Origin of the sequence: Pantoea allii (genome assembly GCF_002307475.1) — a bacterium.
Lineage (GTDB): Bacteria > Pseudomonadota > Gammaproteobacteria > Enterobacterales > Enterobacteriaceae > Pantoea > Pantoea allii.
Window position 1 is genome coordinate 206,089 of sequence record NZ_NTMH01000003.1, and the last position, 16,978, is coordinate 223,066.

General features: G+C 54.0%; 12 protein-coding genes. 9 read left to right on the forward strand and 3 right to left on the reverse strand.

The annotated features are described in order from the left end of the window. Positions 1–48: 48 nt before the first annotated feature. The 5 genes from guaD to dcp are packed head-to-tail and all read left to right on the forward strand — an operon-like array spanning position 49 to position 8,035. Complete coding sequence (guaD, locus tag CMR03_RS01785; protein WP_096010568.1) at positions 49–1,377, forward strand: guanine deaminase; 1,329 nt, start codon at positions 49–51, stop codon at positions 1,375–1,377. Beyond that, positions 1,374–2,813, forward strand: a complete 1,440-nt coding sequence (gene xdhA, locus CMR03_RS01790) for a xanthine dehydrogenase small subunit (RefSeq protein WP_096010569.1) — start codon at positions 1,374–1,376, stop codon at positions 2,811–2,813. Before guaD ends, xdhA begins: the two co-directional genes overlap by 4 nt. After that, positions 2,803–5,169: a xanthine dehydrogenase molybdopterin binding subunit gene (xdhB, locus tag CMR03_RS01795; protein ID WP_096010570.1), complete on the forward strand. Its 2,367-nt coding sequence runs from the start codon at positions 2,803–2,805 to the stop codon at positions 5,167–5,169. Before xdhA ends, xdhB begins: the two co-directional genes overlap by 11 nt. Continuing rightward, positions 5,156–5,932 carry a xanthine dehydrogenase accessory protein XdhC gene (xdhC, locus tag CMR03_RS01800; protein WP_096010571.1) on the forward strand — a complete coding sequence of 259 codons (777 nt, stop codon included), beginning with the start codon at positions 5,156–5,158 and terminating at the stop codon, positions 5,930–5,932. Before xdhB ends, xdhC begins: the two co-directional genes overlap by 14 nt. Positions 5,933–5,992: 60 nt before the next feature. Next, entirely contained in the window at positions 5,993–8,035 is a 2,043-nt protein-coding gene (gene dcp / locus CMR03_RS01805) for a peptidyl-dipeptidase Dcp (protein WP_096010572.1), read from the forward strand. Between the two features lie 37 nt (positions 8,036–8,072). Here dcp and hpxO read toward each other — a convergent pair whose 3' ends face one another. Beyond that, on the reverse strand, positions 8,073–9,230 hold the full coding sequence (hpxO, locus tag CMR03_RS01810; RefSeq protein WP_096010573.1) for an FAD-dependent urate hydroxylase HpxO: 1,158 nt from the start codon (positions 9,228–9,230) through the stop codon (positions 8,073–8,075). A 260-nt stretch (positions 9,231–9,490) separates the two neighbouring features. On the opposite strand from hpxO, the gene CMR03_RS01815 reads away from it, so the two are divergent. Beyond that, positions 9,491–10,672, forward strand: coding sequence for a glycosyltransferase (locus tag CMR03_RS01815; protein ID WP_096010574.1), 1,182 nt, complete (start codon positions 9,491–9,493; stop codon positions 10,670–10,672). A 333-nt stretch (positions 10,673–11,005) separates the two neighbouring features. Next, positions 11,006–12,145: a class C beta-lactamase gene (gene ampC / locus CMR03_RS01825; RefSeq protein WP_279627522.1), complete on the forward strand. Its 1,140-nt coding sequence runs from the start codon at positions 11,006–11,008 to the stop codon at positions 12,143–12,145. Positions 12,146–12,199: 54 nt separating this feature from the next. On the opposite strand, the gene CMR03_RS01830 is transcribed toward ampC, so the two are convergent. Next, on the reverse strand, positions 12,200–13,093 hold the full coding sequence (locus CMR03_RS01830; protein WP_096010577.1) for an SDR family oxidoreductase: 894 nt from the start codon (positions 13,091–13,093) through the stop codon (positions 12,200–12,202). Between the two features lie 609 nt (positions 13,094–13,702). On the opposite strand from CMR03_RS01830, the gene CMR03_RS01835 reads away from it, so the two are divergent. After that, positions 13,703–14,452 (forward strand): helix-turn-helix transcriptional regulator, encoded by a 750-nt coding sequence (locus CMR03_RS01835; protein WP_096010578.1) that lies wholly within the window; start codon positions 13,703–13,705, stop codon positions 14,450–14,452. Here the strand turns inward: CMR03_RS01835 and CMR03_RS01840 are convergent. Continuing rightward, a complete protein-coding gene (locus CMR03_RS01840; RefSeq protein WP_096010579.1) occupies positions 14,424–15,056 on the reverse strand; it encodes an acyl-homoserine-lactone synthase in 633 nt (210 codons plus the stop codon). The two genes, CMR03_RS01835 and CMR03_RS01840, sit on opposite strands and share 29 nt — an antisense overlap. 525 nt (positions 15,057–15,581) lie before the next feature. On the opposite strand from CMR03_RS01840, the gene CMR03_RS01845 reads away from it, so the two are divergent. Beyond that, on the forward strand, positions 15,582–16,961 hold the full coding sequence (locus tag CMR03_RS01845) for an MFS transporter (RefSeq protein WP_063879675.1): 1,380 nt from the start codon (positions 15,582–15,584) through the stop codon (positions 16,959–16,961). Positions 16,962–16,978 lie beyond the last annotated feature (17 nt).

The window sequence follows — 16,978 nt, forward strand, 5'->3', positions numbered from 1 at the left end:
TTAAATGAACAGGACGAGGAGATGATGCGTCCGGTAAGAGGAAACCCTATGTTTACAAGCCCGGACACAGCGATTCGCGCCAGCTTTTTCGATTTCGTCGACGTGGCAAAAGATCCTGAGGCTATTTTAGCCCAGGCGCGTTATATCGACGATGGCCTGCTCATTTTACGTGAGGGCCGCGTCGTGGCGCTGCATGACTGGCATGAGGTGAGCGACAGCCTGCGTCCAGACGCCGTCATCGATTTGCGCGGTAAGTTGATCATGCCGGGTTTTGTCGACTGCCATATCCACTATCCCCAAACGGAAATGATCGGTGCCTTTGGTGAACAGCTTCTCGAATGGCTGAATCAGTATACGTTCCCGGTGGAAGGCCAGTACCGCTGCCCGGAACATGCCGCGCAAATGTCGGCATTTTTTCTTCACCAACTGCTGGCCAACGGCACCACCAGCGCGTTGATCTTTGGCACGGTTCATCCTCAGTCGGTAGAGGCTTTATTCAGCGCGGCTGAAGCGCTGAATATGCGCATCATTGCCGGAAAAGTGATGATGGATCGCAACGCGCCCGATTACCTCGTCGAAACGCCGGAAGAAAGCTATCAGCAAACCCGTGCGCTGATTGAACGCTGGCACCAGCGGGGCCGCCTGGGCTATGCCCTTACGCCGCGTTTTGCGCCTACGTCTTCGCCCGCCTTGCTGGAAAAAGTGCAGACGCTTCGTACGGCCTATCCTGATGTCTGGCTCCATACGCACCTCAGCGAAAACCCGCAGGAGGTGGCCTGGGTGAGAGCGCTGTTCCCCGACCACAATGGCTATCTCGACGTTTACCACCAATACCAGCTGACCGGTCGTCGCAGTGTGTTTGCGCACTGCCTGCATCTGGAAAATCATGAATGGCAGTGCCTGCATGATACCGATTCCGCCATTGCCTTTTGTCCGACCTCAAACCTGTTTCTGGGAAGCGGCCTGTTTAATATCAAACGCAGCTGGCAGCAGGGCATTAACGTCGGCATGGGCACCGATGTGGGGGCGGGAACCACCTTTAATATGTTGCAAACGCTGGGGGAAGCCTACAAGGTCGGCCAGCTGCAACAATACAGGCTGAGTGCGGCAGAAGCCTTTTATCATGCCACGCTGGGCGGTGCTCATGCCCTGGATCTTGACCAGCACATTGGTAATTTTTTACCAGGTAAAGAAGCCGATTTTGTCGTGCTGGATATGGCCGTTTCCCCGTTGCAAAAGCTGCGCATGAGTAACTGCAAGGATATCTGGGAGAAACTGTTTGTGCTGATGACCCTGGGCGATGACAGAAACATCGTTCAGACCTGGGTTAACGGTCAGCCAGTCTGGCAATCCGCCACAAGGGAGAATGCCGCATGATTCAGTTCCTACTTAACGATTTACCGATTACCGAAGAACAGATCGATCCTAATCTGACAGTGCTGTCTTATCTGCGCACCCACAAGCGCCGCTGTGGAACCAAAGAAGGCTGTGCTTCTGGTGATTGTGGTGCCTGCAGCGTGACGCTGGGCAGTGTGGTAGACGGAAAATTACAGTATCAGACCGTTAACAGCTGCCTGATGCTGGTGAGTGGATTACAGGGCAAACAGCTTATTACGGTTGAAGATTTACGTCAGGGCAAAACCCTGCATCCCGCTCAGCAGGCCATGGTGGACTGCCACGGTTCACAGTGTGGCTTCTGCACACCGGGTTTTGTGATGTCGTTGTTCAGTTTGCAGAAAAACAATCATGGCTGGGATCGTCAGCAGGCAGAGCACGCGCTGGCCGGCAACCTGTGCCGCTGCACCGGCTATCGTTCCATCATGGCGGCAGCCGAGCAGGTGGTGACGCAGCCGCAGCCTGACCGCTTTGATCGGCAGGAAGAGAAGGTGGTTGAGCGCCTGACCGCGCTGAATAGCCAGGAAGTCCAGGTGGTGCAGGACAAAGGCCGCTACTGCTATATCCCCAAAACCGTTGAACAGCTCGCCACGCTCTACGCGGCGCAGCCCGACGCCGCGTTGCTGGCAGGGGGCACCGATCTCAGCCTGCTGATCACCCAGCGTTACCAGAGCATTCCGTTAATGATTGCGCTAGGACAGGTTGATGCGCTGAAAGTGTGCCATGAGGATGACGCGTATTATCGGCTGGGAGCCGCGGCCTCGCTGGAAAAAATCGCCGATTTTATGGCGACGCGCATACCGGGTTTGACCGAGATGCTGACGCGTTTTGCCTCACTGCAAATTCGTCAGCTCGGCACGCTGGGCGGTAATCTTGCGAATGCGTCCCCGATTGGCGATGCTTCACCTACGCTGCTGGCGTTAAATGCTTCCTTGCTTCTGCAGAAAGGCAACACGCAACGCACCTTGTCACTCGACGACTTTTTTACCGATTACCGCCAAACCGTGCTGGAGGCAGGGGAATTTATTCATAGCATCATCATTCCAAAAGTGACGGTGTCACCTGATTTTGTGGCCTGGAAGGTGTCAAAACGTCTGGATGATGATATTTCGGCCGTGTTTGCCGCCTTTAACATCCAGACCGAGAACGGCGTTGTCACCGCGGCGCGCATCGCCTTTGGCGGTATGGCAGCAACGCCAGTGCGCGCGGCGGGCTGTGAGCAGGCCATCGTCGGATTACCCTTAACCGCAGAAACGATGGCAAAGGCCTGCCAGGCGCTGGCAGAAACCTTCCAGCCGCTCAGCGACTTCCGCGCCAGTGCCGATTACCGCCTGCAGGTGGCGGGCAACCTACTGCGCCGTTATTTCTACCGCCTGAATGGATTATCCATTACCGAGGTAAGCCGCTATGTCTCATAACCGTCCGGCATTGCCCGATTCCGCCTTACCCATTGCCCATGCGCGTGACATCAGCAGCGGCGTGGGGCGCAGCAATAAACATGAAAGCGCCGATAAACATGTGTCTGGCGAAGCGATGTATATCGATGATAAAGCGGAGCAGCCCGGCCTGCTGCATCTCTGTCCTCGCCTGAGTGAACATGCACATGCCCGCATCACGCAGGTTGACGTGCAGCCGTGCTATGCCATTCCCGGCGTGGTGCGCGTCCTGACCTGGCAAGAGGTGCCCGGGGTAAACGACGTCGGGCCGCTGCAGCCCGGCGATCCGCTGCTGGCGCAGGAAAAAGTCGAATACGTTGGGCAGATCATTCTTGCCGTCCTGGCCGAAACGCCAGACGCGGCCAGGCAGGGCGCGATGGCGGCCATCATCGAGTATGAGGTTCTGCCCGCATTACTGGACGTGGAACAGGCGCTGCAACAGGGCAGCTTTGTCCAGGAACCCCACATCCACCAGCGCGGTGACGTCGAGGCGGCGCTGGCGCGTGCCCCGCACCGCGTTCAGGGCGCATTTCATATCGGCGGACAAGAGCACTTTTATCTGGAAACCCAGACGGCAATGGTCATCCCCGGTGAAGACGATGCGCTGCAGGTCTTTTGCTCCACGCAAAATCCAACGGAAATTCAAAAGCTGGTGGCGGAGGTCATGGGCATCAGCATGAACAAAGTGACGATTGATATGCGGCGCATGGGCGGGGGATTTGGCGGCAAAGAAACCCAGGCGGCGAGCGTTGCCTGCCTGTGTGCGGTTGCGGCGAACCTGACCGGGCGCGCGGTTAAAATGCGCCTGGCCCGGCGTGATGACATGCGTATTACCGGCAAACGGCATCCTTTTTATGTGCGTTACGATGTGGGCGTGGACGACGACGGACGGCTGTGCGGTGTAAAAATCGATCTTGCCGGGAACTGCGGCTACTCGCTCGATCTGAGCGGATCGATAGTGGATCGGGCCATGTTTCATGCGGATAACGCCTATTACCTTGGGGATGCGTTGATCACGGGCTACCGTTGTCGTACCAATACCGCATCCAATACGGCTTTTCGCGGCTTCGGCGGTCCGCAGGGCATGGTCGCCATCGAACAAATCATGGACCACATCGCCCGTGAACGGGGGCTGGACCCGCTCACACTGCGCAAACGCAACTATTACGGCAAACATGAGCGCAATATCACCCATTACCACCAGCAGGTGAAAGACAATCTGCTGGATGAGATCACGGCGCAGCTGGAAACCAGCAGTGACTATTATGCCCGGCGCGAAGCCATCGCAGCGTTTAACGCGACGCATCCCGTGCTGAAACGCGGACTGGCGCTGACGCCGGTTAAATTCGGTATTTCCTTTACCTCCAGTTTCCTTAATCAGGCCGGGGCGCTGATTCTGATCTATACCGACGGTACGGTGCAGCTCAACCATGGCGGGACGGAAATGGGTCAGGGACTCAACACCAAAGTGGCGCAGATTGTCGCCCAGGTGCTGCAAATTGAGGTCGATCGCATTCAAATCACCGCCACCGATACGGGTAAAGTACCCAACACCTCGCCGACGGCGGCGTCCAGTGGCACAGATCTTAACGGCAAAGCGGCACAGAACGCCGCCGAAATCCTGCGTGAGCGCATGACGAACATGTTGTGCACGCTGCACGCGTGCGCGCCAGATGCGGTGAATTTCAGCAACGGCATCGTTCGGGCGGCAGATCACTATTACACCTTTGCTCAGGTCGCCCAGCTTGCCTGGCTGAACCAGGTGCCGCTTTCGGCTACCGGCTATTATCGCGTGCCCGGCATTCATTACGATCGCCAGGCCGGTCGCGGCGAACCTTTTTACTACTTCGCCTACGGTGCGGCCTGCTGTGAGGTGATTATTGATACGCTGACGGGTGAATACCGGCTGCTACGGGCGGATATTCTGCACGATGTGGGCGCGTCGCTGAATCCGGCTATCGACATCGGACAGGTTGAAGGCGGATTTGTACAGGGGCTGGGCTGGCTGACCTGTGAAGAACTGGTCTGGAATGACCAGGGCCAGTTGATGACTGACGGCCCCGCGAGCTACAAAATTCCTGCCATCAGTGATGTACCGGCCGACATGCGCGTCACCCTGGTGGAAAACCGCAAGAACCCGCAGGACACGGTTTTTCATTCGAAAGCCGTGGGCGAACCGCCTTTCATGCTGGGGATCGCCGCCTGGTGTGCATTGCAGGATGCGGTGGCCAGCGTGGCCGGTTATCGCCTGCATCCCGGGCTGGATGCGCCCGCCACGCCGGAGCGGGTATTCTGGGGCGTACAGCGCATGACCGGAGGTGCGGATGATTTATCATGACTGGATTGCCATTCTGCACGACCTGCGCCAGAAGCGGCAACACTGCGTACTGATCACCGTGCTGAAAGACCGAGGCTCAGTACCGCGTGACGGTGGTGCCAAGATGGTGGTGACGGACAGTGAAACCTTTCTCACCATCGGTGGCGGTCACCTGGAGTTTCAGTGCATCGCTCAGGCACGGGCGCTGTTAGAAGGTGGAGAGCGGCGCCCCCATACCGAAGAGTTCAGCCTGGGCGCGCGACTGGGGCAGTGCTGCGGCGGAATGACCACGATTCTGTTTGAACCGCTCATGCAGGCGCAGCCAGAAATCCTGGTGTTTGGTGCCGGTCATGTCGGTCAGGCGCTGGTTAGCCTGCTGGCGACGTTACCCTGTCACGTTAACTGGATTGACAGTCGGGATAACCAGTTTGTGTCGGTGCCGCCTGGCGTCAACGTCCAGCAGCCCGACGATCCCCTGGACTGCGTGGCCGGGGCGGCCCCCGGAAGCTATTATATCGTTATGACCCACCATCATCCGCTGGATCTTGCCCTGTGCGAGGCTATCCTGCGGCGGGGTGATTTTCGCTATGCCGGCGTCATCGGTTCGCAAAGCAAAAGTCAGCGCTTTCGCTACCGGCTGGAAGGCAAAGGGATTAGTGAAGACCGGCTGGCGCGCCTGCGCTGTCCCATGGGCTTACCCGATGTCAAAGGGAAGCTGCCCGCCGAAATCGCCGTCGCGATTGCGGGGGAAATTATCGCGGTGTATCAACAACCACGCGGGTAGGTTGTTCTGTCAAAGGCAACCTGCCACTATGAGACTCTGTGTTGTTCTCCAGGAGCGCCTATGAACGCCCGTCAAAATCCTTTTTTTAGCGTCAGCAGTTTGCCTTATCACACGCCACCCTTTGATCAGATTCAGGAAACCGACTTTCTCCCTGCGCTGCAGGCCGGTATTGAAGAAAAGCGCCAGGAAGTGCAGGCCATCGCCACCGATCCTGATACGCCGACCTTTATTAACACCTGCGAGGCGCTGGAGAAAAGCGGCCAACTGCTGACCCGCGTAAGCCTGGTGTTCAACGCGATGACCTCCGCCCATACCAGCCCCTATCTTCAGCAGATTGACGAGGACATCGCGCCACAGCTCACCGCACTAAACGATGAGATCATGCTGAACCGGCCGCTGTTCTCACGCATCGATCAGGTCTATTTGCAGCGCAACCAACTTGATGCCGAATCGAAACGCCTGGTCGACGTGCTATGGCAGCGCTTTCAGCTGGCGGGGGCGAACCTGCCGGAAGCGCAAAAGCAGCAGTTAAAGGCGCTGAACCAGGAAGCGGCCCGACTCAGCACGCAGTTTACCAACAAGCTGCTGGCCGCTACCAAGGCGGGCGGGTTGATGGTGAATGATGTCCAGCAACTCGCGGGGCTGAGCCCGTCCGATCTGGCCGTCGCCCAGGCGGCTGCCCGCGCGCGTGGCCTGGAGAATGCCTGGTGGCTGGTACTGCAAAATACCACGCAACAGCCTGCGCTTCAGTCTCTGGAAGACCGCGCGACGCGGCAGGCCTTGTTCCATGCCGCCATGACGCGCAGTGAGAAAGGCGATGACAACGACACGCGAGCGCTGGTGTTGCGTCTGGCACAGGTGCGCGCTGAGCAGGCGAAACTACTGGGATTTGCCAGCTTTGCCGCCTGGCAGTTACAGGATCAGATGGCAAAAACCCCGGATGCTGCCTTCGCCTTTATGCGTAATATCGTTCCCGCCGCCCGAGCCCGTGCGGAGCGGGAAGCCTCGGCCATTCAGCAAACCATCGACAGCCAGCAGGGCAACTTCACGCTCAGCGCATGGGACTGGAATTTTTATGCAGAACAGGTGCGGCGGGCACAGTACGATCTGGATGAAAGCCAGATCAAACCCTATTTTGAACTCAACACGGTGCTCGAAAATGGCGTGTTTTGGGCTGCGACCCAGCTCTATGGTATTCAGTTTGCCCCGCGTCACGATCTGCCGGTTTACCATCCAGACGTACAGGTATATGAAATTTTTGATGTTGACGGCAGTGGGTTGGCGCTGTTTTATACCGATTTCTTCAAGCGTGACAGTAAAGGCGGCGGCGCATGGATGAGCAACTTTGTTAACCAGTCCACGCTGCTCGACGCCAAACCGGTGATCTACAACGTCTGTAACTACACCAAACCCGCCGACGGTGAGCCCGCACTCCTGAGCTGGGATGAGGTTATTACCCTGTTCCATGAGTTCGGTCATACGTTGCATGGCCTGTTTGCCAGTCAGCGTTATCCCAGCCTGTCAGGAACGGAAACGCCGCGTGATTTCGTCGAGTTCCCCTCGCAGATTAACGAGCACTGGGCAAGTGAGCCGCAGGTGTTTCGCCATTTCGCCCGGCATTACCAGACCGGCGAACCCATGCCGGTGGCGCTGCATGAAAAAATCATCAGGGCAGGTAAATTCAACAAAGGTTATGAGATGACCGAGCTGCTGGCTGCCGCACTACTGGACCTTCACTGGCACAGCCTTGACGGTCGAACGCCGGTGCAGTCCGTTGACGGATTCGAGCAGCAGGCGTTACGCAGCGACGATATTGATTTGGCTGCCGTTCCCCCACGCTATCGCTCCAGCTATTTTCAGCATATCTGGGGCGGCGGCTATTCTGCGGGTTATTATGCCTATATCTGGACCCAGATGCTGGCCGACGACGGCTACCAGTGGTTTGTCGAACAGGGTGGCTTGACGCGGGAAAATGGCGATATCTTTCGACAAAAGATTTTGTCACGCGGCAACAGCAGCGATCTTAAAGCGTTGTATGAAGCCTGGCGCGGCGGTGAGCCGCAGCTCGAACCTATGTTGAAAAACCGCGGCTTAGCGGAATAAGCGAGAAGCGAAAGGGCGGCGATGCCGCCCTGTTTTATTAACCCAACGGGCCGCCTTCAATGGTTTCGCACAACCCAGCCAGTACCCGTTCACCGGTTTCCGTCTTCAGCGACTGATACCACGCCGAGGTCATCTGGGGATCTTTAGCATGGGTGATGTCACAGCGTTTACGCGCTTTCAACACCAAATCCTTAACGCGCTCGACACGGCGCATCTGGTAACGCAGTAGCGCATCCTCGATGCCAAGCGAATGCGCAGACAGCGCGGACGCCAGCACAATGGCATCTTCCATGGCAGCACAACCGCCCTGGCCGATATCGGGCGTGGTGCTGTGTGCCGCGTCGCCAAGCAATACCACCCGGCCTTTAACAAAACGCTGAAAAGGTTCAATGTCGTGAATTTCGACCCGGTTGGTGGTGTCCACGTCAATTGCCGAAATAAGCTTTTGCACGGGTTCAGACCAGTCGCTGAAATAGTGGCGCAAATCGTCCCGCATCGTTGAACGATCCTGCTCCAGACCGGCGGGCAGCGGGACATCGAAGAAGAAGTAAAAACGATTACCACTTACCGGCATCAGTGAAACGCGCTTGCCATCACCCACAAAGGTTGTCCATTGATCAGCGGGCGCGATGGACTCATCAATCCTGACCAGACCGTTCCAGTTCACATAGCCCGCGTAGCGGCGTGGCAATTTTTCATCCAGTACATAATCGCGGATCACCGAATGCGTCCCGTCAGCCGCGACCAGAAAGTCGCCTTGCGCCTGGCTGTTATCGTCAAAGGTGGCGATAACGCCGCTGGCGTACTGCTCCACCTGGACGATACGTTTGCCAAAATTCACCCGACTGCGGCCATAAGCATCCAGCAGCATCGCCTGAAGCTCCGCGCGGGCGATGGGGTAGGGAAATTCGCCCACCTGTTGCACCAGCGGTGCCAGGCTAAAGCGGGTCAGCGTGTCACCCGAAAACGCGTCTTGATAGGCCATAAACGCCATGTTACCGCCCAGAGCGCGGACTTTTTCTTTCAGTCCCAGTGCATTAAGGCACTTCACGCCGTTTGGCCAGACAGAAATCGCCGCGCCAACAGGCCGTATCGTTTTGACCGCCTCATAAACTTCAGTTTCGAAACCGGCCTGTTCCAGAGCCAGTGCGGCGGTCATCCCACCCATTCCGCCACCAATGACGATCGCTTTCATATGTTATCTCCTGTGTACATATCAGTAATTTGCAACTTTTGTACCAGAAGCGAAAAGGGCCGGATGCCTGAATCTGTCGGGATAACACAACAGATAACCTCAGTCGATGCACGGTAGCTGTGCAACGATCTGCACCTGGCCGGTGCAGAGAAATCTGTAAACCACAGTAACCCTGCGTTTTTAAGATGTTACCTATAATCCGTTTCATATTTAGCGTGATATAGATCACGTTCGCCCTCACAATGACTTCGGAATCCTCCATGAAAATCGGAATAAGTAACAATCACTATCCGGAGCAGCGCAATATTTTGGTCAATCCGGAAAACGACTATATCAACCTGAAAAAACGTAACGTTTTCTATTTCCTCAATCCGCTGCGTACCCGTTTATTGAAAAAAAATAAAAGCTTTGTCTTTTTACCTGTGCCATTTGCAATGGGGCAGAAGCCCGATATTTTGCATCTGTTTAATGAAGTGGCGATCACCCAGATGAACTGGGTGGCGACATTTGAAACAGAACTGCCGCGCGTGCTGCCGGTGGCGGGGGTTGCCAAACAGGACAACCCAGAATTAAAGCGCCTGATTCCGTATTTACTGAAAGACAACTGTTTCGGCCTGATTGCCATTTCAGAGGCCACGCTTCATATTCAGATGAAGCTGTTTAAACCCGATGTCGCCGCAAAAATTCGTGCCAAAACCCTGGTGATGCATCCGCCGCAAACGTTGTTTACCCCAGAAAAAACTGCACACCAGAGTGACAACATCCGTCTGGTGTTTGTCGGCAACGAGTTTTATCGCAAAGGTGGCGCAGAAATTGTGCTGGCGCTGAGCGAACTGGTCGAAGCCGGCCAGATTGATGCGTCGCAGCTAGACGTTCAGCTTATTGGTGACCTGAATAAGCGGCATAATGTGGCACACCGTCAGTTCCAGGACGATGACGCCTTTTATCGCACGATTCAGGATCGCATTTCCCGCCTCAGCTTTATTACCCATCACTCTCAGATGGCGAATCCGGAACTGTTGAAACTGTTCCAGCGCAGCGATCTTGGCTTATTACCCACCTGGCAGGAAACCTACGGCTTTTCGGTACTGGAAATGCAGGCGAGCGGGTGCCCGGTATTAACCAGTAATGTGCGCGCGCTGCCGGAAATTAATCCTGCCAGTGCAGGCTGGACGATTGGCGGTACGCTGAATGACGATCGCGAATATCAGGTCAACAGCGAAGCTGATAAACACCGTCTGCGCCGGGCGTTAATTGACGGCCTAAAATCAACACTGCTGGATATCCTGGCGCATCCACAGGTATTAACGGAAAAGGCTGAAGGATCGATTTTACGCATTAAACAGCAGCACGATCCGCGCCAGTATTGCGCGCGCCTTAACGAAATTTATCGTCGTGGCGTCGTCGATGTTGTTGAACATCCACCCGCGATCTCAATTTAGTAAGATTTATCAGACGTTACGCGCCAGAGTCACCATACTTAACTGACGCGTTTCTCTGGAGATCGGTTATGAAATATCTGCTTGCTTTGCTGCTGTCCGGCCTGATGGTCAGCAGCGCATTGTCACAACCCGCACCCACGTTTCCCCCACGCGCGCCGTTACCTCAGTTGACGCTCGCCGCTGCAAAATGTGATCTCTCCAGCTGTCAGACGCGTTGTTATGTTGAGCAATCGCATTGTAATACGCGTAATTCCGGTGCCTGCAGTACCCAGGCACAGCTTTGCGTGCAATCATGCGCGGCTCAATGTAAATAACCTGCCACCTGAATGAGTGCTGATGAAACGATACCTTACTGCATTACTTGTCGCCCTTAGCGCCAGCAGCAGCGCTGCAGATTTATCCTCGCAGGACATTGCCTCGCGGGTGAAGAACATCATTACGCCGCTGATGGAGCAGGAGGGGATACCTGGCATGTCGGTCGCAGTGCTGTATAAAGGCCGCCCGCAGTACCTGAACTTTGGTGTAGCCGATACCGCATCCGATCGACGCGTAACCGAAAACACGTTGTTTGAACTGGGTTCTGTGAGCAAAACGTTTACCGGCGTACTGGCGGGCGTGATGATGCGTAACAGCCAACTTCATCTCAACGACCCGGTACAAAAGTACTGGCCCGCCCTGAAAGGCCCCCAGTGGCAGGCGATTAAAATGGTGCACCTTGCCACCTACAGTGCTGGCGGCATGCCATTACAGCTTCCCGCCAGCGTGACCGACCAGGATACGTTGCTGACTTACCTGCAACAGTGGCAGCCTGACGCCGCGCCCGGCACGCAGCGCCGCTATTCCAATATCAGCCTGGGGTTGCTGGGATATTTGATGATAAAAGGTGAGTTTGAAGAGGCGATGCAGAAGAACGTCTTTACGCCATTGCGGCTGACGCGCACCTTTTACAGGGTTCCGGCTTCCATGATGTTTGACTATGCGTGGGGATATAAAGACGGACAGCCGGTGCGCGTCTCGCCCGGTATGCTGTCAGCAGAAACCTATGGCGTGAAGTCTACCGCGCGCGACATGATGACCTTTATGCAGGCCAATGCAAATCCGAACGGATTATCGTCCGGTAATACCGTTTTGCGAAATGGCATGATCACGGCACAGTCGCGCTACTTAACGGCAGGCAAGCTGTCTCAGGGGCTGGGTTGGGAAATCTATCCCTGGCCGATGGCTACCCAAACGATCGTTGACGCCAGCGACAACAACATGGCACTACAGGCACAACCGGCAACGCTGTTGAACCCGCCCAAACTGGCGAATCGTGCCAGCTGGATTCATAAGACCGGCTCCACAAACGGATTCGGTGCCTACATTGTCTTTATCCCACAGTTGAACAGCGGCGTTGTGATGCTGGCGAATAAAAACTACCCCAACCCGGCGCGGATAAAAGCGGCTGCCGCCATCCTGGAGGCCATTCAGTAACGCAGAGACTAAAAAAATGGCCGCTGTGCGCGGCCATTAGGGGATCAATGCGGATTAGAGCGTACCGGTACCGCCGTCAGAGCACCATACCTGTCCAGATGCAAAGCTGCATTCATCTGAAGCCAGGGTAACGTAGAGCGGGGCGATCTCTACCGGCTGGCCTGGACGGCCTAGCGGTGCATCGGCACCAAACTGCTCCACTTTCTCCTGTGGCTGACCGCCGCTCGGCTGCAGAGGCGTCCAGTAAGGGCCAGGGGCGACCGCGTTAACGCGAATCCCTTCCGGGCCGAGCTGTTTGGCCAGCGCCTTAGTAAAGGCCACGTTACAGGCTTTTGTCTGGGCATAATCCAGCAGGATATCGCTGGGCTTAAAGGCCTGAACAGAAGAGGTGTTAATAATAGATGCACCGCGCGGCAGATAAGCCAGTGCCGCTTTCGTGACCCAGAATGGCGCATAGACATTGGTTTTGAAGGTGGCATCAAAGTCTTCTGTGCTCAGCGTCCGAATGGATTCATTAAACTGCTGACGTCCGGCGTTGTTAACCAGAATATCCAGCCCGCCCAGTTTCTCAGCCGCTTCTTTAACCAGCTTCTGACAAAAAGCTTCGGAACGCAGATCGCCGGGAATCGCCACCGCTTTACGGCCTTCGGCCTCGATCAGTTTAACCACTTCAACCGCATCTGACTCTTCTTCCGGCAGGTAGTTAATGGCTACGTCCGCCCCTTCACGTGCATAGGCAATGGCGACGGCGCGACCAATACCTGAATCGCCGCCGGTAATCAGCGCTTTACGTCCGGCAAGACGACCGTGGCCGCGATAGCTTTTTTCACCATGATCGGGAGCAGGGTCCATTTCGCTGGCCAGTCCGGGTGCCTGTTGCGGCTGCTGCCTGAATGGCGGCTTCGGAAAGCGATCTGGGTCGAGAATTGCGTTATTTGACGTCGTCATAGTGAGCTCCTTGAACTGTTGTCAGGTACTTAAGCCTGGCACAGATGTGATGTTTGTCACATTCAACTGCTTATTTAATGCACGAAGCCAGTTAAAAAAGGACTTTATCAGACAAATTCCCCGACATAATGTCCGCTAAGCGCAGCGGTAATAGCAGAATATATCGATTATGTGTTTTGGCGGCAGGCGCAGGCACGAAACGGAAGAGAACAGCAGCGACGAATAATCGCGGGTTGCTTACGCTAAGCTATTGAGAACAGGGCAGTTATGACGAGTATGAATAAGCGATTGTATTAAAGGAGATTAAGGAGGAGAATAAAGCAATGCGGAGTGATGTTAAATGTTTGTACAAATGTTTCTAAGATGTTACTATGAGTGTCCCGGCCAGCACCACTTTATAGTTTGTGACGTCTGGCCGGAAAGTTTTTCCCTGGTGTTGGCTGTTTTAGCGACCTGGCCTTGCAGGTCAGGTTTTTTTTTACCGCTAAACAACTTGAAGCCATTGTAACCTCTGGATGAATCATTGTAAGTTATTCTTAAGTATTATCTTACCTGTACTAAAGTGCAGGTTATGTCATCATTAAGTAAAAGAAGCAGCATGGAGCCTGAATGTTTTCTTTTTTTCTTGAAAATCAAACAATAATGGATACGCTTCAGACTTACATACAGAGAAAGTTATCTCCGCTTGGCAGTCCTGAGTACGCTTACACGGTGGTGAGCAAAAAAAATCCTTCAAATGTTCTGATTATTTCCAGTTATCCTGACGAATGGATCAGGTTATACCGTGCCAACAATTTTCAGTTAACCGATCCGGTCATCCTCACCGCCTTCAAACGGACCTCGCCGTTTGCCTGGGATGAAAACATTACCCTGATGTCCGATCTGCGGTTTACCAAAATTTTCTCATTATCAAAGCAGTACAACATCGTTAATGGCTTTACCTACGTGCTCCATGACCATATGAACAACCTCGCGTTGCTCTCCGTCATTATTAAGGGCAACGATCAGGCAGCCCTGGAGCAGCGCCTTGCGTCTGAGCAGGGCACCATGCAGATGCTGTTGATTGATTTTAATGAGCAGATGTATCGACTGGCCGGGACAGAAGCCGAAAGAGCACCGACGGTGAATCAGAACGCCGACAAAACGATTTTTTCGTCGCGTGAAAATGAAGTGTTGTACTGGGCGAGCATGGGTAAAACCTATTCTGAAATTGCCGCCATTACTGGTATTTCCGTCAGTACCGTGAAGTTCCACATCAAAAACGTCGTGGTTAAATTGGGCGTCAGTAACGCCCGACAGGCTATAAGACTGGGTGTGGAGTTAGACCTTATCAGACCGGCAGCGTCAGCGGCCAGGTAGTTACCGCGACGGGCGCACAGCCCGTACGTGAGACAATATCGCCACCCAGTTGTTGTTTATCCTCTTCTCCGGCTGGCAGAGTCAGCAGATAAATCCGTTCCTTTTCAGTCAGAAAAGCTTCTTTGACGACGCTGATTTGCCATCCGGACCGTTTCAAAATTTTCAGCATTGCCCGGCTGACTATCGTATAGATATGGTTGTACGCGTTATCCTGCGCCCAGTTCACCATCGCTAAAAACAATACCTGACTAATAGGATAGTGTTCACCCAGCAGTTCGCGTGCGCGTGCTTTATCCACGAAAAAGCGGCTTGACTCCGTGCCACAGGCGGGCAGGGGGACGTCGTTAAAACAGTGCTGGAAGGTGTGAGTGATCATATTGGGCCGATCCAGGCAGGTAAAGCGCACGCTGCACACTAATTGCCCTTCACAGATCCCCAGAATATAGCGCGTCCCTGGCCCATCAAACTCATCCGACTCCATGCCCTGGCTGCATACCACTTCCCATCCCAGGCGGTCGCTAAAAGTTTTTTTTCTGAGCTTATAAAGTTCTTCTGAACGTGTGGTTTGCAGCTCTTCGTAACTGACGTCAAACAGTTCAAGCATTCCATTTCCTCTAAAAAGTTACTGCGGCCCTCACGGCTATCCTGTACTGATTTTACTAACTTTTCGCGCTGACGTTCAGCTAAATAACACTTTATTCGACTGAAATAGGGATTCTCTGTCTGTCAGTGGGCAGGATAACGCATCTCAAGCGGTAAAATTCTCCCTGAGGGGATATTATTTGCCATAACGCAACAGAAAACAATACAAATAGTCACCGCCCTGTACTATTTCAATAGTGCATATTCCCGTGTCATACCAATTTTATATGGGACGCCTGCCGGTTTTTAACAAAGTAACCCCGCCGAATGTCATAAATATGTCGCTCAACATTAATTGATTTATTGGTTATCTATATGGCCTGCATCACAAAGCGGTAAAAAAACCAAATATCATAAATTGGCTGTTAATTTCTGGAATTGTTGGCACAGGGCCGTATTACTAATACTTGAGCCGGACCTGTCTGTCCATACAGGCCGTGGATAGCTGACTGATCAAGGTGTTTACCTAATTATAAGGCTCATAACAATGACTATATCCTCTGTGCTTAAAACAAAAGATAAAATTGGTTACGGCATCGGTGATGCCGCCAGTTCCATGGTATGGCAAACCGCTACCTTGTTTCTGGCCTACTTCTATACAGACGTATTTGGTTTACCCGCCGCGATTATGGGGACGATGTTTTTGATGGTGCGCCTGGCGGATGCCTTTGTCGATCCCTGTATCGGGGCGTTAGTTGACCGAACCCGAACCCGACATGGACGTTTTCGCCCCTGGCTAATGTGGTTCGCGATTCCGTTTGGCGTGAGTTGCCTGATAACCTTCTATGTTCCTGATGTGGGTCCGACCGCGAAAATCGTCTATGCCTGTGTCACCTATACCATCCTCAGCTTCATATACTCTGCAGTAAATGTCCCTTATTGCGCCATGCCCGGTGCGCTGACGCTCGATCCGCGGGAACGCCATTCTCTGCAATCCTGGCGTTTTGCCTGTGCCTTTATCGGCGGACTGGTGGTCACGGTCATCGGGCTACCGCTGGTGGATCTGTTAGGTCAGGGCGACAAGGCGAAAGGGTACCTGTTTGCCATGGGGTTCATGGGTTTTTTAGGGGTGATTTTAATCTACTGTTGCTTCTTTATGACCCGGGAACGTTATTTACCGCGCGGCGATAGTGCAAGCTCGATGTGGTCCGACCTGAAGCTGTTAAGTAAAAACAGCCAGTGGCTCATCATTGTTATTTTCAACATCCTGTTGCTGACTGCGGTAGTAACGCGTGGCTCGTCCACAATATATTACATGAACTATGTTTTATTGCGGCCTGACCTGGTATTCACCTTTATTATTACCGGCATGATAGCGGCATTGTGCGGTGCATTTTTTTCAGAGCGGTTATTGGGGAAATTTGACCGCGTGCGTGCTTATCAGATTTGCCTGGTCAGTTTTGTTTTTTTCGTCACGACCATTTATTTTATTCCGCCTTCACAGGTTTGGCTGATCATCGGCATAAATATCGTTTTTGGCTTTGTTCAAAACCTGACCACACCCATTCAGTGGAATATGTTCTCCGATGTCGTGGATTTCGAAGAACACCGCAGCGGGAGAAGGCTGGACGGCCTGGTCTTCTCCACCGCTTTATTTGCCATCAAATTTGGCCTCGCCATGGGCGGTGCCGTCGTGGGCTGGATTCTGGGGCTGGTGCACTACCAGCCTGGCGTGGCGGCACAAACGCCTCACGTGATTACCACTATCAATCTGATGCACAACCTTATTCCCGGCGTTTTATTTATTGCCATGCTGCTGCTGCTTTGCCTCTACAAGCTTAACAGCACCCGCGTCAATGCGATTGCCCTTGAGCTGGCCGCAAAGCGTGCCGCTGAAGAGAAAATGGACGCCCAAAACGCTATCTGAAATCAGTACGAAGGAGT

Coding starts and splice junctions, on each gene's coding strand:
- guaD (WP_096010568.1), top strand. CDS start 49: ATGTTTACAAGCCCGGACACAGCGATTCGCGCCAGCTTTTTCGATTTC.
- xdhA (WP_096010569.1), top strand. CDS start 1,374: ATGATTCAGTTCCTACTTAACGATTTACCGATTACCGAAGAACAGATC.
- xdhB (WP_096010570.1), top strand. CDS start 2,803: ATGTCTCATAACCGTCCGGCATTGCCCGATTCCGCCTTACCCATTGCC.
- xdhC (WP_096010571.1), top strand. CDS start 5,156: ATGATTTATCATGACTGGATTGCCATTCTGCACGACCTGCGCCAGAAG.
- dcp (WP_096010572.1), top strand. CDS start 5,993: ATGAACGCCCGTCAAAATCCTTTTTTTAGCGTCAGCAGTTTGCCTTAT.
- hpxO (WP_096010573.1), bottom strand. CDS start 9,230: ATGAAAGCGATCGTCATTGGTGGCGGAATGGGTGGGATGACCGCCGCA.
- CMR03_RS01815 (WP_096010574.1), top strand. CDS start 9,491: ATGAAAATCGGAATAAGTAACAATCACTATCCGGAGCAGCGCAATATT.
- CMR03_RS01830 (WP_096010577.1), bottom strand. CDS start 13,093: ATGACGACGTCAAATAACGCAATTCTCGACCCAGATCGCTTTCCGAAG.
- CMR03_RS01835 (WP_096010578.1), top strand. CDS start 13,703: ATGTTTTCTTTTTTTCTTGAAAATCAAACAATAATGGATACGCTTCAG.
- CMR03_RS01840 (WP_096010579.1), bottom strand. CDS start 15,056: ATGCTTGAACTGTTTGACGTCAGTTACGAAGAGCTGCAAACCACACGT.
- CMR03_RS01845 (WP_063879675.1), top strand. CDS start 15,582: ATGACTATATCCTCTGTGCTTAAAACAAAAGATAAAATTGGTTACGGC.